Annotated in this window: 16 protein-coding genes and 1 pseudogene; 10 read left to right on the forward strand and 7 right to left on the reverse strand. The window is 64.3% G+C overall.

Features of this window, described 5'->3' with window-relative positions; all coding sequences use genetic code 11:
• The first annotated feature begins 96 nt into the window (after positions 1-96).
• Positions 97-1293, forward strand: coding sequence for a hypothetical protein (locus tag IVB48_RS13570; RefSeq protein ID WP_247400352.1), 1197 nt, complete (start codon positions 97-99; stop codon positions 1291-1293).
• A 123-nt stretch (positions 1294-1416) separates the two neighbouring features.
• Here the strand turns inward: IVB48_RS13570 and IVB48_RS13575 are convergent, their stop codons facing one another.
• Positions 1417-2004: a TetR family transcriptional regulator gene (locus tag IVB48_RS13575; protein WP_247400353.1), complete on the reverse strand. Its 588-nt coding sequence runs from the start codon at positions 2002-2004 to the stop codon at positions 1417-1419.
• Between the two features lie 581 nt (positions 2005-2585).
• Here IVB48_RS13575 and purB point away from each other — a divergent pair.
• The gene (purB, locus tag IVB48_RS13580) at positions 2586-3893 is read left to right on the forward strand and encodes an adenylosuccinate lyase (protein ID WP_027567687.1); all 1308 of its coding nucleotides are present in this window, start codon (positions 2586-2588) and stop codon (positions 3891-3893) included.
• Positions 3894-3999: 106 nt separating this feature from the next.
• Positions 4000-5172, forward strand: a complete 1173-nt coding sequence (locus tag IVB48_RS13585; RefSeq protein WP_247400354.1) for a M20 aminoacylase family protein — start codon at positions 4000-4002, stop codon at positions 5170-5172.
• Between the two features lie 106 nt (positions 5173-5278).
• Here the strand turns inward: IVB48_RS13585 and IVB48_RS13590 are convergent, their stop codons facing one another.
• The 4 genes from IVB48_RS13590 to IVB48_RS13605 form a co-directional block, all read right to left on the reverse strand.
• Positions 5279-6604 carry a hypothetical protein gene (locus IVB48_RS13590; protein WP_247400355.1) on the reverse strand — a complete coding sequence of 442 codons (1326 nt, stop codon included), beginning with the start codon at positions 6602-6604 and terminating at the stop codon, positions 5279-5281.
• Between the two features lie 181 nt (positions 6605-6785).
• Positions 6786-8603 (reverse strand): caspase family protein, encoded by a 1818-nt coding sequence (locus IVB48_RS13595; RefSeq protein ID WP_247400537.1) that lies wholly within the window; start codon positions 8601-8603, stop codon positions 6786-6788.
• 5 nt (positions 8604-8608) lie between these two features.
• Entirely contained in the window at positions 8609-10426 is a 1818-nt protein-coding gene (locus tag IVB48_RS13600) for a caspase family protein (RefSeq protein ID WP_247400356.1), read from the reverse strand.
• A 190-nt stretch (positions 10427-10616) separates the two neighbouring features.
• A complete protein-coding gene (locus IVB48_RS13605) occupies positions 10617-12524 on the reverse strand; it encodes an acyl-CoA synthetase (RefSeq protein ID WP_247400358.1) in 1908 nt (635 codons plus the stop codon).
• 261 nt (positions 12525-12785) lie between these two features.
• Here IVB48_RS13605 and IVB48_RS13610 point away from each other — a divergent pair, with 261 nt between their 5' ends.
• On the forward strand, positions 12786-13883 hold the full coding sequence (locus IVB48_RS13610; protein WP_247362415.1) for a preprotein translocase subunit SecD: 1098 nt from the start codon (positions 12786-12788) through the stop codon (positions 13881-13883).
• Between the two features lie 278 nt (positions 13884-14161).
• Positions 14162-14968 (forward strand): cyclic nucleotide-binding domain-containing protein, encoded by an 807-nt coding sequence (locus IVB48_RS13615; protein ID WP_027567682.1) that lies wholly within the window; start codon positions 14162-14164, stop codon positions 14966-14968.
• Between the two features lie 18 nt (positions 14969-14986).
• Here the strand turns inward: IVB48_RS13615 and IVB48_RS13620 are convergent, their stop codons facing one another.
• Positions 14987-15628, reverse strand: coding sequence for a glutathione S-transferase family protein (locus tag IVB48_RS13620; protein WP_247400359.1), 642 nt, complete (start codon positions 15626-15628; stop codon positions 14987-14989).
• 169 nt (positions 15629-15797) lie between these two features.
• A pseudogene (locus IVB48_RS13625) lies at positions 15798-16348 on the reverse strand (cytochrome b).
• 173 nt (positions 16349-16521) lie between these two features.
• Here IVB48_RS13625 and murI point away from each other — a divergent pair.
• From murI to rpsD, 5 genes are all read left to right on the forward strand, one after another.
• Entirely contained in the window at positions 16522-17319 is a 798-nt protein-coding gene (gene murI / locus IVB48_RS13630; RefSeq protein WP_247400362.1) for a glutamate racemase, read from the forward strand.
• Between the two features lie 61 nt (positions 17320-17380).
• Positions 17381-18154: an aldolase/citrate lyase family protein gene (locus IVB48_RS13635; protein WP_247400364.1), complete on the forward strand. Its 774-nt coding sequence runs from the start codon at positions 17381-17383 to the stop codon at positions 18152-18154.
• 86 nt (positions 18155-18240) lie between these two features.
• Positions 18241-18624, forward strand: a complete 384-nt coding sequence (locus IVB48_RS13640) for a cupin domain-containing protein (RefSeq protein ID WP_027518835.1) — start codon at positions 18241-18243, stop codon at positions 18622-18624.
• Between the two features lie 104 nt (positions 18625-18728).
• Positions 18729-19496, forward strand: a complete 768-nt coding sequence (locus IVB48_RS13645) for an acyltransferase (protein WP_247400366.1) — start codon at positions 18729-18731, stop codon at positions 19494-19496.
• Between the two features lie 197 nt (positions 19497-19693).
• Positions 19694-20311 carry a 30S ribosomal protein S4 gene (rpsD, locus tag IVB48_RS13650; RefSeq protein WP_007602315.1) on the forward strand — a complete coding sequence of 206 codons (618 nt, stop codon included), beginning with the start codon at positions 19694-19696 and terminating at the stop codon, positions 20309-20311.
• Positions 20312-20319: the final 8 nt, after the last annotated feature.

Consider the following 20319-nt stretch of genomic DNA (forward strand, 5'->3'; position numbering starts at 1 on the left):
GAGCAAATTCAACGTTAAGCGCGGCCACAGCGCGTCTCGCAAAGAGCTCCGCTGCTTTCAGGCCACGCGACTGAAATGAAATCGGAGTGAAGCGACATGCACCAACTGCCAAACGACACTATCGCAGTCACCCTGCCGGACTTCGGTCAATCCATGACCGTGCTCGGAGATCCCGGGTTGGCAACCGATGACTGGGGCGGAAACGATGCGTTGACGGCAGCCATATCGAGTCTCAACTCGCATGTGACGCTCGTTGGGGAAGACCTGGTGGCCATGCATGGCAATTCTCACGGAGGAAACGACAGTCTCGTGGTGAGCGTAGATGGCGGCTGGGATAGTGCCGTCACCGTTGGTGATGCCCAATCCATGGCGGACAATACCCAGGGCGGGAACGACACCCTCAATGTCGATGCCCACAACTCGCTCTACACCAATGTTTATCTCTATGGCGACGTCCAGGGCGACATGTCGGGCAACGCGGGAGGCGGAAATGACACGCTGACGGCGTCGACCGGATGGAGATCGTTCGGGTCGCTCAGCGGAGACGCTGGGGGTGCCATGAGCGGCAATGCGCATGGCGGGAACGATACGCTGAGCGCCACGGACTACGGGATAAATGGCGGCGGCGACGCACTCAGCGGCGATGCCACGGGCGCCATGACCGACAACGCGGTCGGCGGAAACGACATCCTGACCTTTGCGGCGAGCAGCGACGCCCAGCTGGGAGGAGGAAGCCTGTCGGGCGATTCCGGAACGTCCATGTCCGACAATACCCAGGGCGGGAACGATATCCTCACTGCCGTCGTCGATGGCGAGCGAGCTGCTTTCAGCACGACGTTGTATGGCGAGGCTCCCACGATGTCGGGCAATGCTCACGGCGGGAACGACATCCTCACCGGCGGATCGAGCCCCGATCGCCTGGCGGGCGATGCGATGAGCTACGCTCCTTCCTCACCCGGCTCGATCACCGGAGGCAGGGATACCCTCAACGGTGGTGGCGGCAATGATCTCTTGTGGGGCGGGCCGAACAACGACACGTTCGTGTTCAACACGGGCTCCGGCCAGGACATCATCAACGACTTCAATCAAGGCAACCAGGCTGTCGGCAGCACCACCAGCGAACATGACCTGATCAACCTGCATGACTACGGCTTCGCAGACTGGGCAGCCCTCTCCAACCTCATTGGCGACAATAGCGCCGGCGATGCCGTGATCCACCTCACCGCCAACGATACGATCACGTTGGACGGCGTGCACACGGCGGCCCTGCATCCAACGGACTTCGTCATCTGACGGCTCACACCTACGCAGGATGACGGAATGGTGGTCACGTCGAGGCCAAGCCCGTCATCCTGCCAAAGGCACAAGCAGGAGCGGATCAAGCCCCAAGCTGCGATGTACGCAGGCTCCGCAACCTCACGCCGCCTTCAGCCCGCGCAATACCAGCGCCAGCGTCGCATCGACGCGCGCCGAGAGATCGGCGTCCTTCCATTCGTCGGCATGAGCCGGATGGTGGAAGCGGACGGTGGCATCGAAGATCGCACGCGCGGTGGCCTTGACGTCGTCCACGGCGAACACGCCCTGCGTCACGCCATCGGACAGGATCGCCGCGATCTGGTCGATCATCGTGTCCTTGTGACATTTGACGGCTGCACAGGCCTCGCGCGCCAGGGTCAGATAGGTGTCGAACATCTCGGGGTCGTCGAGCACGCGCGAACGCTTGGCGGCGAACAGGGTGCGCAGCCAGCGGTCGAGCCGCGCCGGGGCCGGGCCCTGCTCTTCGGCGAGCTGGCGTAAGGGCGCGTCGATGCGGTCCAGCCAGCGTTTTGCGACGGCCTCGCGCAGCGAGGCCTTGCTCGGGAAATGGCGGTAGACGCTGCCGTGGCTCACATCGAGCGCACGGGCCACGTCGACCACGGTGGCCTTGGCGAGTCCGTAACGCCGCAGCACGTCCTCGGTGACTTCGAGGATCCGCTCCGGCGTCAAGATAACGGCTTCGTTCATGCCAGCACCATGTTCCCGTTGAGGGCTCAGTTACCCGGCGATGGGGCTGCTTCCGAAGCGCCCGTGCCGGTCGTTTCGGAAAGCTCTCGCCTTAATGAGGCAGTTTTGCAGCCTGCGCCGCGATCTGGCGCGCCACCAGTAAATTGAGCCAGTGCCCAATCGTCCCGGTCAAATTGATGATTTCGGTCGTCATTGTCGTAAGTCTCCAATCAATTGGCGGTCCCCGTTGTTCAATTGCGACCCTCAATCCCCCATTTGCTTGGGACGTCGGGCTCCCGGATGCCGCCAGACGCCCAATCGGAGCGTCCGAGAATGGATATACACGTCTCGCTGACAGATTTCAATATCTGTCAGTCAATGATCCGTGATTGACAGTTAATATCTGCGAGCTTCCCCCCTGAGGCCGGCTGCCCATCGCCCCGCCGCCGCCGGGCCGATGATCCTGTCCAGCCCAATCATCCCCCGCTACGTTGCCGGCGCCGTTTGTTTCGCCCTCCCCGCTCTGCTAGATCACGGCGTAAAAAGCATTTTGGCAGGTCGCCCCCTTCCGGGTCGCCCGCCCACCTTCCTGGAGCAGTCCAATGATCCCCCGCTATACCCGCCCGGAAATGGCCTCGATCTGGGAGCCGCAGACCCGGTTCAAGATCTGGTTCGAGATCGAGGCGCATGCGGCGGACGCCCTTGCCGAGCTCGGCACGATCCCCAAGGAGGCCGCCAAAACGGTCTGGGCCAAGGCCAAGGACGCCAGTTTCGACGTCGCCCGCATCGACGAGATCGAGCGCGAGACCAAGCACGACGTCATCGCCTTTCTCACCCACCTCGCCGAGATCGTCGGCCCCGAGGCGCGCTTCGTGCATCAGGGCATGACCTCCTCCGACGTGCTCGACACTTGCCTCAACGTCCAGCTCACCCGCGCCGCCGACCTGCTGCTCGCCGACCTCGACAAGGTGCTGGCGGCGCTGAAGAAGCGCGCCCTCGAGCACAAGATGACGCCGACCATCGGCCGCAGCCACGGCATCCACGCCGAACCCGTGACCTTCGGTCTCAAGCTCGCCTATGCCTATGCGGAATTCTCGCGCGCCAGGGAGCGCCTGATCGCGGCGCGGAAGGAAGTCGCGACCTGCGCCATCTCCGGTGCGGTCGGCACTTTTGCCCAGATCGATCCGCGCGTCGAACAGCATGTTGCCAAGGCCATGGGCCTCGTCCCCGAGCCGATCTCGACGCAGGTCATCCCCCGCGACCGCCACGCGATGTATTTCTCGACGCTCGGCGTGATCGCGTCCTCGGTCGAGCGTTTCGCGGTGGAGATTCGCCACATGCAGCGCACCGAGGTGCTCGAAGCCGAGGAGTTCTTCTCCGAAGGGCAGAAGGGTTCGTCGGCGATGCCGCACAAGCGCAACCCGGTGCTGTCGGAAAACCTCACCGGCCTGTCGCGCATGGTGCGCGCCTATGTGACGCCGGCGCTCGAGAACGTCGTGCTCTGGCACGAGCGCGACATTTCGCACTCCTCCGCCGAGCGCATGATGGGCCCCGACGCGACGGTGACTCTCGACTTCGCGCTGGTCCGCCTCGCCGGCCTGATCGACAAGCTGCTGGTGTACCCCGCCAACATGCAGAAGAACCTCGACCGCCTCGGCGGCCTCGTGCATTCGCAGCGCGTTCTGCTGGCGCTGACCCAGAAGGGCGCAAGCCGCGAGGACGCCTACAAGCTCGTGCAGCGCAACGCCATGCCGGTCTGGCGCGGCGAAGGCGACTTCCTCCAGCTTCTGAAGAAGGACGCTGACGTGAAGAAGTATCTCACCGACGCCGAGATCGAGGAGCAGTTCGACCTCGGCTATCACTTCAAGCACGTCGACACGATCTTCAAGCGCGTGTTCGGCGAGAGCTGAACGTCCTTCGTAGCCCGGGTGAGCGCAGCGATACCCGGGACTTCCCTCACAAAGATCCCGGATGTCGCTTCGCTCATCCGGGCTACAAATCAAGGCGGACCTTCTCATGCCCATCGTCAACCGCGTTGCCGCCCTCTCCGACGAAATGGCCGCCTGGCGCCATGACTTCCACGAGAACCCGGAGCTGCAATACGACGTCCACCGCACCGCCGGCATCGTCGCCGACCGCTTGCGCGAGTTCGGCTGCGACGAGGTGGTGACGGGGATCGGCCGCACCGGCGTCGTCGGTGTGATCCGCGGCCGCAAATCCGCCTCGGGCAAGACCATTGGCCTGCGCGCCGACATGGACGCGCTGCCGATCATGGAGACGTCGGGCGTCGCCTACGCCTCCAAGGTCCCCGGCAAGATGCACGCCTGCGGCCATGACGGTCACACCGCCATGTTGCTCGGCGCCGCCAAATATCTCGCCGAGACCCGCAACTTCGACGGCAGCGCGGTCGTGATCTTCCAGCCCGCGGAAGAAGGCGGCGGCGGCGGCAAGGCGATGGTCGAGGACGGACTGATGACGCGCTGGAACATCCAGGAGGTCTACGGCATGCACAACATGCCGGGCCTGCCCGAAGGACATTTCGCGACCACGCCGGGTGCGATGCTCGCCTCCTCAGACAACATCCAGATCACCGTCCACGGCAAGGGCGGCCATGCCGGCGCGGGTCCGCACAAATCGATCGACAGCGTGCTGATCGGCGCGCAGATCGTCAACGCGCTGCAATCGATCGTCGCGCGCAACGTCGATCCGCTGAAGTCCGCCGTCATCTCGATCACGCAATTCCACTCCGGTACGGCCTTCAACATCATCCCAGAGATCGCCGAGCTCGGCGGCACCGTGCGCACGCTCGACCCTGAAGTGCGCGATCTCGTCGAGCGCCGCATCGGCGAAGTCGCCGACAGCGTCGCGCGCGCCTATGGCGGTTCGGCGGAAACCAAATACACGCGCATGTATCCGGTGACGATGAACCATGCGCGCGAGGCTGGCCTTGCCGCCGACGTCGCCCGCGACATCGTCGGCGCCGAGCGCGTCAACGACAAGTTCATTCCGATGATGGGCGCCGAAGATTTTTCCTTCATGCTTGAAGCGCGCCCCGGCGCGATGATCCTGGTCGGCATGGGCGACGGCAACGAGTGCCACCACCCGGCCTACGTCTTCAACGACAACATCCTGGGCCACGGCGCGTCCTATTGGGCGCGACTCGTCGAAACGCGGATGCCGGCGGGTTAGCGCAGGTCTCGTAGGGTGGGCAAAGCGAAAGCGTGCCCACCAGAGCCTTCTCCGCTGCGAATGGTGGGCACGGCGCTTTGCGCCTTTGCCTATCCTACAACACCACTCATCCCTGATATTGCAGCACGTGCATGCCGGCGTTCCAGTCGGAGACGAACATCAGCCCGTCCGGCCGGACATAGGCGTCGCAGGTCTTGGCCGCGAGCGCGACGTTCGGGCGGGGGTCGATGAGCTTTTTCGGTGTCGGCGGCACCCAATACGCGATCTCCTTCGGTGCGAAGGCATCCCTGATGTCGAACACCCTGACGCCGGCATTGTTGTAGGTCGCGAAGATCGTCTCCTCGCTCTGGAACGAGCCCGGGCGGTTCTCGTGCAGATTATGCGGTCCGAAGGTGCCGTTGGTGCAGAAGTCGCGGTCGCGCGGGGTCGGCAGGGTCGCGATCGGCACCGGGTTTCCAGGCGCCCGCACGTCGAGGACGAACGTATGGAACAGGCCCTTGGCGCATTGATCCGCATTGGCTTCGTCCGCGACGATTGCGAGCTGTCGCTTGGGCAGCGGCAGCGGCGTATGCGTGCCGCCGGCGAAGGGCGGTGACCAATTGATGTGGGACAGCAGCTTTGGATTCGTGGGATCGCTGATGTCATGAATGGTGAAGCCGCCATCGCGCCAGGCGGCATAGCCGCGATCGCCCGCCGTGATCATGTGATGCAGCGCAAAACGCTTGCCCTTTGGCGTCGCCGGCTCGCCGGCCGCGCGGTTCATGCCCGGCAGCCACCATTTCGCGACGATCTCAGGCTTCGTGATGGTCTTGAGATCGACCACGCAAAGGATGTGGTCGGTGAACCCGTCGAGATGCGCCGACACATAGGCATAGCGCCCGCCCGGCCACCACAGCCGGTTGATGCCGAAGCCGGGCATTTCGAGGAACGCGATCTCGCGCATCTCGTTCGGCTTCGATATGTCGTGGATCGAGAGGCCGCAGCGGAATTTCTTGGCCTTGGTGATGCTGTCGACCAGCGTGTTCTCGAAATAGCCGCGCATGTTGTCGTAGGACTGCATCGCGACGATGTTGGCGCCGTTCGCAAGCAGCAGCAGGTCTTCCGCCACCTGTAAATGATGGGTGCGGGTGTATTGTCCTGCGGTGAAGAAATTGACCGGCTTCAGCGCACGCGGATCGGATGCGTCCAGGATCGTCACACCGTCGCTGAACATGTGCCCGACATAGACGTGCTGCCGGTTGAACATCACTTGCACGCTGTCGGGCCGCCCGCCGATGTCGCTATAGGAGATGTGCTTGATGCCCTTGCCGATGCCTTCCGGCGGAATGTCTGCCTCCGAAGCCCCTGCGGACCTCGACCACCCAGGCAGCGCGGCGGATCCGAGCACGGCCGACAATTGCTGAAGGTGACTGCGGCGCGAGAGTTGTGGCATCTGTTTCCCCCTGTTTTTTGGAGGATGATGCTCGCTAGCGGCGAGGCATGCAAGTCTCGTGTCGTCCGCCCTCACCTACAGCGCACCACCTCATGCAGCATTGCGAACGGATGCCGGCGGCGTAGGATCGCGTTCGTTGACGCCGGATTGCGCACTCCACCGCATCAACTTCGCGCGGCTCTCAATTGCACACCTCGTAGGACCCACCGGCGGCCGCGTTTGAGGCGGCCCTCCCGGGGATAAGCCCGTTGACGAGCCGACATCCTTTCTGCACCGGGCGGCAGCCCGCCGAACTGCAGAATATCTGTCCGCTTGCCTCGGGCTTGGACGGCGAAGATTCGGTTGCCTTCCGATCCGTGTCCCGCCGCTTCGAATCCTCGCGCGTCGCCACCGGCCTCTTCTCCGCCACCTTCTCGCACTCGTTGTCGTCACCGACATGATAGCCGGCGCGACATGTAATCTTCACGCATTGATCGCCGTCGGCCTTGAAGCCGAAATTGCAGACGAGCGGGCAGACCCGTCCCGGCTTCGCCTTCAGCGCATCGAGCGCGTCGACACTCGCAAGCTTCGCGTCGAACTGGGTGCCCGCATATTTGTTGAACAGTGACAGTGAGCGCTGCGTTGCGGCGTTCCAGTCACCGTCAGCGGCGGCCGAAAGGCAGCCGACGCGGCGTAGCTCGCTCTGAACGGATTTCGCGAGATCGCCGGGCGGCGGGGAGCTTGGCGGCGGCGACAGCGCGGCCACCTTCCTGCTTTCGGCATCAGCTGCCTGCTTCGCTGCCGCCTCAGCCGCCGCCTTCTCGGCCGCCCGCTTCTCCGCGAGCGACTTGGCCGCGGCGGCTTCCGCCGCCTTTCGGTCTCGTTCAGCCGCCTCCGCCTTGGCCTGCTCGATCTGCTTGGCCTTCTCGGCCGCGATCCTCGCCTCTTCCGCCGCTTTCGCAGCGGCGGCCGCTTTCTCCTGCTCGGCCTTCTGGGCTCGCTCGCTTGCGAGCCTCGCCTTTTCCTGTTCGGCTAGACGGGCCTTCTCCGTCGCCACCGTGCGATCCTCCTCGGCGGCAATCTTCTTCAACTGCACGCGGGCGAGATTGGCGTAAAAGCCGTCCGGATAGGTCTGGAGGAATGCTTCCCAGGCCTCGCGCAGGCCGGCCTGGAGGGCAAGCTCGTAGTCCTTGCGCACACTGTCCTGCGGATTTGCCTGCGGACCGGCTGCGGCGGGCCTTGCCGGCACCAGCGGCACGTCGCTGCCGCCCAGGGAGCCATAGACATACGGCTCCTGCTTGTTGCCGGTCTTCTTCAGGACGTCGTCACGGACAAACCCGAACGCCTTGCGCAGGTCGAGCCCGGGCTTCGGCAGATGATCGGTCAACGCGACCGCGAACGGGCTGTTCCGGGAGTCGCCATCCGACGCCGTCGATCCCGCCTTGGCCGCAAAGGCGATCATCGTGTTCGGACTGGTCGGCTCGACCTTGGCAAGCCCGCCACCAATCGCGCGCGAGGCCAGGGTGCGCTTCATCGTCTTGGCGAATGGGTTGTCGCGGCACGCATCGAGGATGACAAGACGAAGTTGTTTGGCCGGTTCGACCGCATACAGCGCCCGATCGAGTGCGATCGTCTCGTCGAGGACGTCGCCGTCGGTTTCCAGCATGGCATCGGTCGGAACGAGATAGTTGCTGCCGTCCAGCTCGATGCCGTGGCCCGCATAGTAGATCACGGCCATGTCGGCATCGCGCGTCCTGGCCGCGAACTCGCGTAGGGATCGCCGCATTTCGCTGGCGTTGAGGTCCAGCCTGATCTCGACCGTATCGAAGCCTGCGTTCCTGAACATGCCGCCGACCAGCCCGGCGTCGTTCACCGGGTTGGCGAGCCGCGGCGCGTTCTTATAGGCGGAATTGCCGATGACGAGCGCAACGCGCTTGTCGGCGAGAGCGGGGCTACAACTCGCAAGAACAAAAAAAGCAAGAGCCCGAAGCCCAAGGGCGCAACTTCGAAAGACAGGCATCGCCATCAGTTGCACACCTCGCCGGTGACCTTGACGCTGGCGTTGCTGGGATTAGGAACCAAGCCGAGCCGGCATCCCTTAGCAACCGGCCTGCATCCGGCGTTGTTGCAGATCATTTGCCCGGAGGCTTGCGGCGTCGACGGCGCAGCCTCCGTCTGCTTCCGGTCCGTATCCCGCCTCCGCGAATCCTCGCGCGTTGCGACCGGCTTCTTCTCCTGGATCTTTTCGCACTCGTTGTCGTCACCGACGCGATAGCCGGCGCGGCAGGTGATCTTCACGCATTGATCGCCGTCCGCCTTGGAGCCGAAATTGCAAATGAGCGGGCAAACGCGTCCGGGCTTTGCCTTCAGTGCATCCAGCGCGTCGACGCTTGCGAGCTTGGCGTCGAATTGGGTGCCGGCATATTTGTTGAACAGGGCCAGCGAACGCTGCGATGCTGCGCTCCAATCGCCGTCGGCGGTGGCGGACAGGCAGCCGACGCGGCGCAATTCACTCTGCACGGATTTTGTCAGATCAGCCGCCGACAATGTGGATGCCGGCGCCGGTGAAAGGGCTGCAACTTTTTGCTCGACCTCAGGCATCTGCCGATCGGCCACAGGCTTTGCCGCCTGTTCCGCCTTCTCGGCGGCCTGCCTGGCAGCAAGCTCGGCCTTGGCCTTCTCCGCCGCCTGCTTCTCGGCCTGTGCTTTCGCTGCGGCGGCTTCGGCCAGCTTGCGCTGCTGCTCCGCCGCGTCGGCCCTTGCCTGCTCGATCTGCTTTTGCTTCTCCGCTGCGACACGTGCCTCTTCGGCCGCCTTGGCCGCCGCGGCCGCCTTGTCCTGCTCGGCCTTCTGGGCGCGTTCAGCAATGAGCCTTGCCTTCTGCTGCTCGGCCGCGTTCGCTTTTTGCTCGGCCGAGGCACGCGTCTCCTCGGCGGCGATCTTGTTCATCTGGCCCTTGGCCAGATTGGCATAGAAGCCTTCGGGATATTGCGCCAGGAAGGCTTCCCAACCGTCGCGCGTGGCAAGCTGCAGCGCGAGCTCGTAATCCCTGCGAATGGCGTCCTGCGGGTTGGCCTGCGCCCCGGACGCGGCCGGCTTGACCGCGACCAATGGCACGTCGTCGCCGCCCAGCGAGCCGTAGACGTAGGGCTCCTGCTTGTAGCCGGTGCTCTTGAGCACGTCGTCGCGCACGAAGCCGAAAGCCTTGCGCAAATCGAGGCCCGGCTTGGGCAAGTGCTCGACCAAAGCGACGGCGAACGGGCTGTTCCTGGAGTCACCGTCGGACGCGGTCGAACCGGCCTTCGCGGCGAAAGCGATCATGGTGTTGGGGCTGGTCGGCTCGACCTTGGCAAGCCCGCGTCCGATCGCGCGCGAGGCCAGCGTCCGCTTCATGGTCTTGGAAAACGGATTGTCGCGGCAGGCATCCAGGATGATCAGGCGCAGCTGCTTGGCCGGCTCCACCGCGAACAGCGCGCGCTCGACCGGGATGGTTTCGTCGAGCACGTCGCCATCCGTCTCCAGCGTCGCGTCGATCGGAATGAGATAGTTTGTGCCTTCCAGCTCGATGCCGTGGCCGGCGTAATAGATCACCGCCATGTCGGCATCGCGGGTCCTGCCGGCGAACTCACGCAACATGCGCCGCATCTCGCTCGCGCTGAGATCCAACCTGACGTCGACGGAATCAAAGCCGGCCTTCTTGAACATGCCGCCGACCAGAGTGGCATCGTTGACGGGATTGCCGAGCTTGGGCGCGCTCTTGTAGGCGGAATTGCCAATGACAAGCGCAACCCGCCGGTCCGCATGGGCCGGTCCGCAGGCGAGGCCAATGGCCAAAATCAACAAAGCAAATATCCGAAACGGAATCACTTGCGTCCCCCCGGATGCAATTCCATGAGACTATTCGGTAGCATCGCCGATTGCCAATTCTTCCTATGTGATACTTGTCACATAGGGGGCTCTATCGGGGGTATGGCTAATGCGGCGAAGCGTCGCCCTGCTTTCGAGCTGACGCCGAAGCCGTCCGTTGGGTCCGTTACATCTGCACCACCTCGTGGCGCATCACGAACGGTGCAAGCAGTGCGTGCACCTCGCGCGCAACCGCTTCGCGCTGATCCGCCGGCAGGCCCGCCAGCGTCACGGTAACGATCGAGCCGTGGCTGCCGTGAGCACCGACCCTGACCTTGCAGTCGATGCCGCGCTCAGTGAGGGGTGTCAGCACCTTCGTGAACACGCGCTGGGCTGCGTCCCAGCGCAGCTGCGGCTTGAACACTTTGCCGACGCCGGTCACCGGCATCGGATCGATCGGGATGACCTGCACCGGGACAGCCGCGCGCTCCGGAGTACGCTCGCGCACCCACGTCTCCAGCTCCCCCGGCTCGACGGTCGCCCCCGGCTTCAGCTGCACATATCCCACCGGCAGTTCGCCGGCATAGGCGTCGGGTTGGCCGACCACCGCGGCAAAGCCGACGGCGGGATGACGGAACATGATCTCCTCGATCGGTGCCGGATCGATGTTGTGGCCGCCGCGGATCACGAGATCCTTGGCGCGGCCGGTGATCCAGAGATAACCGTCAGCATCGAGCCGGCCAAGATCGCCGGAATTGACCCAGACCTCGTCGACGAAAGCACCCTTGTTGTGCTCGTCGTTGAGATAGCCGCCGAACACGCCGGGCCCCGCCATGATGACGACGCCGATCTCGTCCGGCGCGCAGTCGCGGATCAGCTTGCCGTCAGCATCGAGCTGGACGATGCGGACCCGCGCGTAAGGCATGGGAAGGCCGACCGAACCGAGTCGGATCGGCCGTGACGGATAGGCCAGCGTGTGAACGCTCGAGGTCTCGGTCATGCCGTAGACCTCGACGACAGGCAGCTTGAGCTTGTCCTGGATCGCAGACCCCACCGCGACCGGGATCGCGGAGCCGCCACCGGCTGCATATTTCAGGCTGGAGATGTCGGCATTGCCAGGCGGCACCGCGAGCGTTGCGGCGAGCACCGTCGGCACGCTCGACAGCGCTTCGGGCTTGAAGCGCTCGACCAGTTGCCAGATGTTCTTCACCGCATTCGGATTGCGCCATCCGCTCGGCGACAGCACGACCAGCGAACCGCCGGCCGACAGCGTCGTCAGCACCTGCGTCAACGAGCCCCCGACGTGAAACAGCGGCATGCCGAACAGCATGTTGGCGCCCGGCTTCGACTCCAGCAGCAGATTGAGCGCCCAGGCTTGATACACTTGGTTGGCATGCGTGTGCCGCACCAGCTTTGGCGTGCCGGTGGTGCCGCCGGTGTGGAAATAGGCGGCGATGTCGCTGCCCAGAATCTTGCGCCCACTGATAAGGCGGTCTGAAGGCTGCTGCCTGATCAGGTCGTTGAACGTAAGGATTCCCCTCGCCGGATCGCCAGCACCGAACACCTGCACGATCGCCTTGAGGTGCTTGAGTTGCGGCCTGATCTGCTCGACTTTCTGCCAGATGTCGGTGCCCGGCATCGGCCCGAGCGCCACCAGGACTTTTGTGTTCGCGGCCTCAAGGATCTCCGCGATCTGGTGCGGCTCCAGCAGGGGATTGACGGGATTGGCGATGCCGGCGGCCTCCGCGCCGAACAGCGTCACGAAGGCGTCCGGCACCAGCGGCAGCATGAAGCTGACGACGTCGCCCTTCTCGACGCCGAGCGCGTGAAACATGTTGGCGGCCTGTGTGACGCGCGCGATGAAATCACGGTACGTCACCACGACCGGCGTGTCGGCGGGATCGGCGTTTTGCAGGAACTGGAGCGCCGGCCCGTCGGGGTTACGGGCCGCACCCAGCCTGATGGCCTCGTAAGTGCTCTCGGCCGCGACGCGATCGGCGTAAGGGACCTGCTCGAACGCCCGAACCTCTGCGTCCGTCGCCAGGTCTGGATAGTCGCTGCCGATGAGCCGATCGAGCGCGTGGATGCCCGCCATGGAATTCCGTCCTCCCTCAGATGCATATCCCCGCGCCCTGTCTTTTGACTTTTTGGGTTGGCGAGACCTCGACCGATGGCCGGCCGAGCACGGGCAGAATGATGGATGATTTGGCCTTCGTCCATGACCTAACGGCCGCCGTAATCGGGGCTCTGGTGAGAGGCTTTTGAACCTGCGCGCCAGATCCGGGGACCAAGAACTGGCATTGGACTCACATGCCGGTGTCCTTGCCAGCGCCCTGGCGCAAGACTTGAGGTGATCATGACTACGCTCCCGCGGGATTGCGCTACCCGGCTGTTCATCGCGCTCGCCGTGACAGCAGGGATCATGACATCGGTGCTCGCCCTGCCCCGCGCGGCACACGCCGAGGACGGCCAGATCGACAAGATGCGCGCCAAGATCTCGGCCTTCATCAGCGACAAGATGGAGAAGCTCGGCGGGTCACGCATCGTCTACAAGGTGGACACCGATGGCCTGCGCGAGAGCGTCGTCACGGATTTGCGCGACGACGTCTACAAGAACCTGCGCGACGGCAAGATCGCCTTCTCCGGCCTTGCCATCCGTGACGGCGGCGTCGAGTTGAAGATCGCGGACGCCAAAGGCCGCGAACAACTCGCGCGCAAGCTCGCGTCGGCCGCGGAGGGATTGCCGTCGCATGCACTCGCCGTGACCGACGGCGGCGACGGAATGGTCAGGCTTGCCCCGACCAATGCGGCATCCGCCGCGCGGCTGCACGAGCTCGTCGAAGATGCCATCGCCATGATCGAGCAGCGTCTGAAGGAGGCCGGCGTCCAGCTCGCCAGCGTCCAGCCCGATGGGACCGAGCGCATCCGTATCTTCCTGCCCGGTGTGATGGAGCCCGAGCGCGTCACCGCGGTGTTCGCCCGAAGGGTCAAGGTCGGCTTCCGCCTGATCGACCTCTCGATGCCGCCGGACCAAGCGCAATCCGGCACGCCGCCGGCTGGCACGGAAGTCCTGCCCGGCTTCAAGGACAAGAGCCTTTATCTGGTCGCCAAGGACAGCGTGCTCGACGGCGACGACATCAGCTATGCGGGCCCGGGGTTTGCAAGCGCCACGAAAGAGCCGATTGCCTCGTTCCGCTTCAACGGCCGCGGCACGCGGCGCTTTGCCCACATCACCGAAGAGAATATTGCAAAGCCCTTTGCCATCGTGCTCGACGGCAAGGTGATCTCCGCCCCCGTGATCCGCGAGCCCATCACCGGCGGCTCGGGCCAGATCTCCGGCAATTTCACCCTGGAGGAAGCAAATGGCGTCGCCATGCTGCTGCGCGCCGGTTCGCTGCCCGGGCACCTCAGCCTGGTCGAGCAGCAGGTCGTGCAGCCCGCCGCCAAACCCTAAGAGCGGGGATCGCCCCACGCCCACGCCTGGTCCTGCCCCGCCCTATCCGGCGTCGAGGTCCACCACGCCGAGGCTCGTACCCGGTGGGCCCCGAATCGCGGGCGCGCCACGGCCATACGCACCGCCAAACAGGCAATTGCCGAAACGCCCGATCAGGCTAAAATTTGCCTCTTGCGGCACGGCGGCCGAAAGCTTCATTCAAGCGGTCGTCGTTCGATTTCGGCTATAGGTGTCGAGAAGACCGACCGTGACTGAAGGCCTTACGCGGGGATAGTACCATGCCGTCCGGCAGCGCAGACATTTCGTCGATCCTCGACCGCATTCTCGAGGCGGCGACGGATAACCTCAGGATCGCGAAGATCCTGGTCCAGATGGGCCTCGATCCGAACAACGTCACCTATGACTCGATCTTCAATCGGATGCTGGAGATCTTCGTCCAGAACATCACGCTGGCCAATATGTTTGCCGCGGTCGGCGCCGGCTTCTTCGTCGCCACCCTCCTGATGCGGACGATGGTTCCGCTGCGCGTTGCCAACATGGTCGGCTGCGCGTTCTTCGCCGTCTTCGGTGCGCTCTCTGCCAACGTCTCGACCTTCCTGCTCTATCTCCTGCTGCTCCCGATCAACGCCTTGCGCCTGCGGCAGATGCTCAAGCTCGTCAAGAAGGCGCGCCATGCGGCCGAAGGCGACATGTCGATCGAATGGCTCAAGCCGTTCATGACCGAACGCAAATATCGCCGCGGCGACACGCTGTTCAAACTGGGCGACCCAGCCAAGGAGATGCTCCTCACGGTCACCGGCAAGTTCCTGGTCAAGGAGATCAATATCGAGATCATGCCGGGCGCGCTGATGGGCGAGCTCGGCTTCCTCACGCCGGGCAACCGGCGCACCGGAACGATCGAATGCATCGAAGACGGGCAGGTGTTGACGATTACCTATGACCGATTGCTCGAGATCTACTTCCAGGATCCGCAGTTCGGCTACTACTTCCTGGTGCTGACCAGCCAGCGCCTGCTGCAGAACATCGAGCGCCTCCAGAAGCAGCTGGCGTCGGAGCGCGCGGCCACCACGAACAGGATCGCGTGATCGATTGCCCCTCGCCGCTCAGTTCAACAGCAGCGCCATGCCCGGGTCGCCCTTCTCCATCGCACGCCGATAGCCCGCCCGCGCGCCGATGCGGCCGAGATATTTGACCACATTGGGACAGCGCGACACGTCATAGGGCTGGAAGTAGCGCATGGTGGTGAGTGAGAACACCGTCATGATGTCGGCGGTCGTGAAGGCGCTGCCGGCAAGGTATTCGGCCTCGCGAAGCCTTGCGTCGAGAAGATCGAAGGCCCGATCGAGACGCCCCTTCATCGCGAGCAGGGTCGGATTCTCCTTGGCGAGATCGAGCCGGCTCAGGATCATCATCCGCCCCATGCCGGGTTGCAGGGTGCCATTGGCGAAATGAAGCCAATACAGAAACTGCGCGAAGGCGGGATGAGTGGGCCCGAGCACGAGTCGGCCGTTGCCATATTTTGCAACGACGTAGTCGACGACCGCGCCGGATTCCGCGAGCACCAGTGCGCCGTCGGTGATCACAGGCGCCGCCCCGATCGGATGCAACGCCTTGTACTCGGCCGGAGCCAGCATGGTGACGGGATCGCGCGTATAGCGCTTCAGCTCGTAGGGAATCGCCAGCTCCTCGCACAGCCAGACTATACGCTCCGACTGCGACTTGCCGAGATGATGGACGGTGAGCATGAGGCCTCCTGCGATCGCAATCGGATAGTTCGTGACCCACATCTTATCCGTCATTGCGAGCGCAGCGAAGCAATCCAGACTGCCACAAAGGAAAGATTCTGGATTGCTTCGCTGCGCTCGCAATGACGATGCGGAGGCAGCAGGCCCGATGCTTCCTCCCATGTCCGCCCTACCCCGCCTCGTCTGTCACCATCCGCGCCACGACGCGGTCGCGGCGGATGAAGTGGTGCCAGAGGGCGGCGATCACGTGAACCGCGATCAAGGCGAGCAGCACATAGGCAAAAAGGATGTGGCGGTCTTCATAGGCGCCCGCGCCGCGCGGTCGGGAGCGGTGAATTGCGGCACGTGAAACAGGCCGAAGAAGTCCGAATAATCAGGTGCGTGCGCACCGGAATGCGCCCAGCCGAGCATGGTGACGACGATGACGGCGAGGTAGAGCGCGCCGTGGCTGACATGGGCGGCGACCTTCTGCCACCGCGAGGTCTCGGCCGGCATGGCGGGCGTCGGGTTAACGAGGCGCCAGACCAGGCGCAGCACCGTGAGCAGCAGGATCACATAGCCGATATCGGCGTGGATCGAGCGGTAGAAGAAGCGGTCGGGACGCGCCGGGATGTGGTTCATCCACCACCCGAAGCCGATCATGCCGATGATGGTCAGCGCCAGAACCCAGTGCAGCCATCGGGAAATGCTGCCCCAGCCGTGACTGGTATTTCTGATCATGTCGGCTCTCCGGAGTTTTGCGGGCCTGTCCCTATCCGCGCCGCAGTCCGGCAGCTGATATCGGGTCCATGCGGCAATCGCGAAATCGAATCGGTCCAAATTAGCCCTAAGCGCCCCTGCCGCAAAACCGCCCCAAAAACCGAATGGTAACCATGTCCGGCTAGAGTGATCACGTGACCAATTCCCCGACGATTCTGGTGTTCGATTCCGGCCTTGGCGGGCTCACGGTCCTGCGTGAGGTCGTGGCCGCGCGCTCCGACGCGCATTACGTCTACGTCGCGGACGACGCCTTCTTTCCCTACGGCCACCACAGCGAGGACGAGATCATCGCCCGCGTGGTGCCGCTGATGGGGGAATTGGTCGGCACGCATGATCCTGACCTCGTCGTCATCGCCTGCAACACGGCGTCCACCTTGGTCCTATCGCATCTGCGCGCCGCTTATTCCCTGCCCTTCGTCGGCACTGTGCCCGCGATCAAGCCGGCCTGCGCGCAGTCGAGGAGCCGGCGGGTGTCGGTGCTCGGCACCAAGGGCACGGTGAAGCGCGAATACACCAAGGCGCTGATCCGGGATTTCGCGCAAGGCTGCGAGGTGACACTGGTCGGTTCGCCCGAGCTGGCTGCGCTGGCTGAAGCAGAGCTCAGCGGCTCTCCCGTCAGCGACGACGCCATCCTCGCCGAGCTCGCCCCGTGTTTCGTCGGCGATGCCGGGGACGCAGGCGCACGCACCGACACCGTGGTGCTCGCCTGCACGCATTATCCACTGCTGCTCGACCGGCTGAAAAGGCTCGCGCCCTGGCCGGTCGACTGGATCGATCCGGCGCCCGCGATCGCCCGCCGCGTCTCGGATCTGCTCGGCGCGCAGACCAGTGGCATCGCGCAGTCCGGCGCCGAGATGATCTTCACCTCGCACCGCGTCCATGGCCTTTCGGCCAAGCTGACGCCGTTCTTCGGCGGCCGCATTCCAGCCTGACCTTGCGCCTCGACGGCGCGCTGCTAGGCTCCGCCCTCGTCGTTTCCTGCAGGTTCTTCCCATGTCCGTCCCGACCACGCCGCTCAACCGTCTCCGCCAGCTCTGGCGCGAGGGTCGTCCCGCCTTCGGCGCGATCGCGACGATCCCGAGCGTGCAGACCGTGCAGATCATGGCGCGCTCACTCGACTGGATCATCGTCGATCTCGAGCATGGGCCGATTGGACTGACCGAAGCACATGCGATGATCGCGGCCACGACCGGCACACCGTGCACGCCGCTGGTGCGGATCGCGGCGAACGAACCGTGGCTTGCGAAGGCACCGATGGACATCGGCGCCTTCGGCATCAATTTCCCGATGATCACCAATCGCGCGGAGGCCGAGAAAGCGGTGCGCAGCGTGCGCTATCCACCACGCGGCGATCGGCTCTGGGGTCCGTTCCATGCGCCATTTCGCTGGGGCCAGTCGATGCCGGACTACATGGCCAGCTCCGACGACGAGATGATCTGCATGATCACCATCGAGCACATCGAGGCCGTCAACCGAATCGACGAGATCATGGCCACGCCCGGCATCGACGTCGCCGTAATCGGCCCCGGCGATCTCGCTACCTCCATCAACAAGCGCGGCCAGATGGACGATCCGGAATTGCTGGAGCTGGTGGCGCGGGCCGAGGCTGGCATCCTCAGAAGCGGCGTGCCGATCGGCGGTGTGGCGCGTACCGCGGACCAGGCCAATGCCCTGGTCGATCGCGGCTACCGCGCGATCGCGCTCGGCTTTGACTGGTCCCTATTCCAGCGCGGCATCATGGCAGCGTTCGAGGGGATCAAGCGCTAGCCTTGAGCCTTTGCCGGGAGTTTTGCCGAGAGTCTTGCCGGGAACCACGGCGCTGCTAGGGTCGGTCGTTCCAGGGAGGAAAAACCATGCTCAAAAAGACTTTGCTCGCTCTCGCCTTCACCGGCCTCGCTGTTGCGGCCTTCGCCCAACAGCCCGGCATCAAGCGCACCCCGCTCCAGAAGGTCGAATTTCCCGATGGCTACAACACCATCACCGCCATCGCGGAGGTCCCGGCGGGCGGCGCGGCCGGTCGCCATACCCATCCGGGCATCGAGACCGGCTACGTGCTGGAAGGCGAGCTCAATCTCCTCATCGACGGGCAGCCGGAAAAGACGCTGAAAGCCGGCGATTCCTACCAGATCCCCGCGGGCGTCGTGCATGACGCCAAGGCCCACGGCGACAAGGCTATGAAAGTGCTTGGAGTTTACGTCGTCGACAAGACTAAGCCGCTGGCCTCGCCGGCGCCCTGATGCGGCGAACCGACCGGCCCCATGCCGGTTGGTTCGTGCTAGAGCAGGCGGCGAGCGGGAACCCGCTCGCTGCACAAACTTTAATCAGGGGAAACCAAAGAGCGATGCGCGGGACGCCCAAGACCATTTCGCTGCCGCGTCGCCTGATTATCGACCTCATGCACGCATCGATGGGCGTGCCCTTCGTGTCCCTGTCCCGTTCGCTCGATATCGGCCCCCTGCAGGAGGCCCGCGCGGGCGCGATGGCACCAGCCGGCTGGGCGGCCATGTTCGTCAAGGCTTTTGCCCTGGTCGCCAGGAACGAGCCGGTCCTGCGTACCGTCTATGCCGAATGGCCCTGGCCGTCGCTTTACGAGCTCCCGAAGAGCGTGGCGTCGGTGGCCATTGCCCGGGTCGAGGGCGGCGAGGAATGCGTGATCCCGCAGCGAATCGTGGCTCCCGAGGCCATGACCCTGGCTGAGGTCGACGCCGAGATCCGGCGCGCCAAGACCGCCCCGATCGACGAAATTCCCATGTTTCGCAAGATCATGCGGGTGACCCGTCTGCCGCTGCCGCTGCGGCGGCTGTCCTGGGCGATAGGACTGAATTTCGGCCGGCAGCGCGGCAACTGGTTCGGCAGCTTCGCGGTGAGCTCGGTGGCCGCCTATGGTGGCGGCGAGCTTCACCCGATCACGCCCGGCCCCTTCATCGTCAGCTATGGGATGGTCGGGCCTGGCCAGACCATCCATGTCGTGATCCGCTGGGATCACCGGGTCACCGATGCCGCCCCGATCGCCCGGGTCCTGACCCGGCTGGAACAGGTCCTGAACACTGAAATCGCTGCCGAATTGCGGGCGGCCGGGTCGAAGCCGATCCGGGCGGTCGGGACGTGAGTCCGGGCCATTCGCATTGACAGCGAGCCCCAAATCCCCCTAAAAGCCGCTTGCTCGCGGGCCGATTTCGGCCCGCGAAGCGTTTCGCGACCCGTGGTCCTGTCCCTTAAGCTTTGGGGATCGGACCTGTCAGTGCCGGGCTAGCCCGTCACACAGGAGGGCGCGTTTCCTCAAACCAAGTACCTGAAGAGGACGCGATGACTAAGCGCAGTGAGGCGAAGTACAAACTCGATCGCCGTATGGGCCAGAACATCTGGGGCCGCCCGAAGAGCCCCGTGAACCGCCGCGAATACGGCCCCGGCCAGCACGGCCAGCGCCGCAAGGGCAAGCTCTCCGACTTCGGCGTGCAGCTGCGCGCCAAGCAGAAGCTGAAGGGCTATTACGCCAACATCTCCGAGCGTCAGTTCCACAGCATCTATGTCGAGGCCAGCCGTCTCAAGGGTGATACCGGCGAGAACCTGATCGGCCTGCTCGAGCGCCGTCTCGACGCGGTCGTGTACCGCGCCAAGTTCGTCTCGACGATCTTCGCCGCGCGCCAGTTCATCAACCACGGCCACGTCAAGGTGAACGGCCGCAAGGTCAACATCTCGAGCTATCTGGTCAAGCTCGGCGATGTGATCGAGGTCAAGGAATCCTCCAAGCAGCTCGCTCACGTCCTCGAAGCCAGCCAGCTCTCCGAGCGTGACACCCCCGACTATCTCGAAGTCGACCACGGCAAGATGACCGCGAAATACATTCGCATCCCGCACCTCTCCGACGTGCCGTTCCCGGTGCAGATGGAGCCGCATCTGGTCGTCGAATTCTATTCGCGCTGATAATTGCA

Source organism: Bradyrhizobium sp. 76, from assembly GCF_023073025.1.
In the GTDB taxonomy this organism is placed as follows: Bacteria; Pseudomonadota; Alphaproteobacteria; order Rhizobiales; family Xanthobacteraceae; genus Bradyrhizobium.

Bases quoted from the DNA above. Each gene is read 5' to 3' on its own strand.
- IVB48_RS13610 (WP_247362415.1), top strand. From the start codon at position 12,786: ATGACTACGCTCCCGCGGGATTGCGCTACCCGGCTGTTCATCGCGCTC.
- IVB48_RS13585 (WP_247400354.1), top strand. From the start codon at position 4,000: ATGCCCATCGTCAACCGCGTTGCCGCCCTCTCCGACGAAATGGCCGCC.
- IVB48_RS13640 (WP_027518835.1), top strand. From the start codon at position 18,241: ATGCTCAAAAAGACTTTGCTCGCTCTCGCCTTCACCGGCCTCGCTGTT.
- IVB48_RS13605 (WP_247400358.1), bottom strand. From the start codon at position 12,524: ATGGCGGGCATCCACGCGCTCGATCGGCTCATCGGCAGCGACTATCCA.
- IVB48_RS13645 (WP_247400366.1), top strand. From the start codon at position 18,729: ATGCGCGGGACGCCCAAGACCATTTCGCTGCCGCGTCGCCTGATTATC.
- IVB48_RS13595 (WP_247400537.1), bottom strand. From the start codon at position 8,603: ATGCCTGTCTTTCGAAGTTGCGCCCTTGGGCTTCGGGCTCTTGCTTTT.
- IVB48_RS13570 (WP_247400352.1), top strand. From the start codon at position 97: ATGCACCAACTGCCAAACGACACTATCGCAGTCACCCTGCCGGACTTC.
- rpsD (WP_007602315.1), top strand. From the start codon at position 19,694: ATGACTAAGCGCAGTGAGGCGAAGTACAAACTCGATCGCCGTATGGGC.
- purB (WP_027567687.1), top strand. From the start codon at position 2,586: ATGATCCCCCGCTATACCCGCCCGGAAATGGCCTCGATCTGGGAGCCG.
- IVB48_RS13575 (WP_247400353.1), bottom strand. From the start codon at position 2,004: ATGAACGAAGCCGTTATCTTGACGCCGGAGCGGATCCTCGAAGTCACC.
- IVB48_RS13615 (WP_027567682.1), top strand. From the start codon at position 14,162: ATGCCGTCCGGCAGCGCAGACATTTCGTCGATCCTCGACCGCATTCTC.
- IVB48_RS13635 (WP_247400364.1), top strand. From the start codon at position 17,381: ATGTCCGTCCCGACCACGCCGCTCAACCGTCTCCGCCAGCTCTGGCGC.
- IVB48_RS13620 (WP_247400359.1), bottom strand. From the start codon at position 15,628: ATGCTCACCGTCCATCATCTCGGCAAGTCGCAGTCGGAGCGTATAGTC.
- IVB48_RS13590 (WP_247400355.1), bottom strand. From the start codon at position 6,604: ATGCCACAACTCTCGCGCCGCAGTCACCTTCAGCAATTGTCGGCCGTG.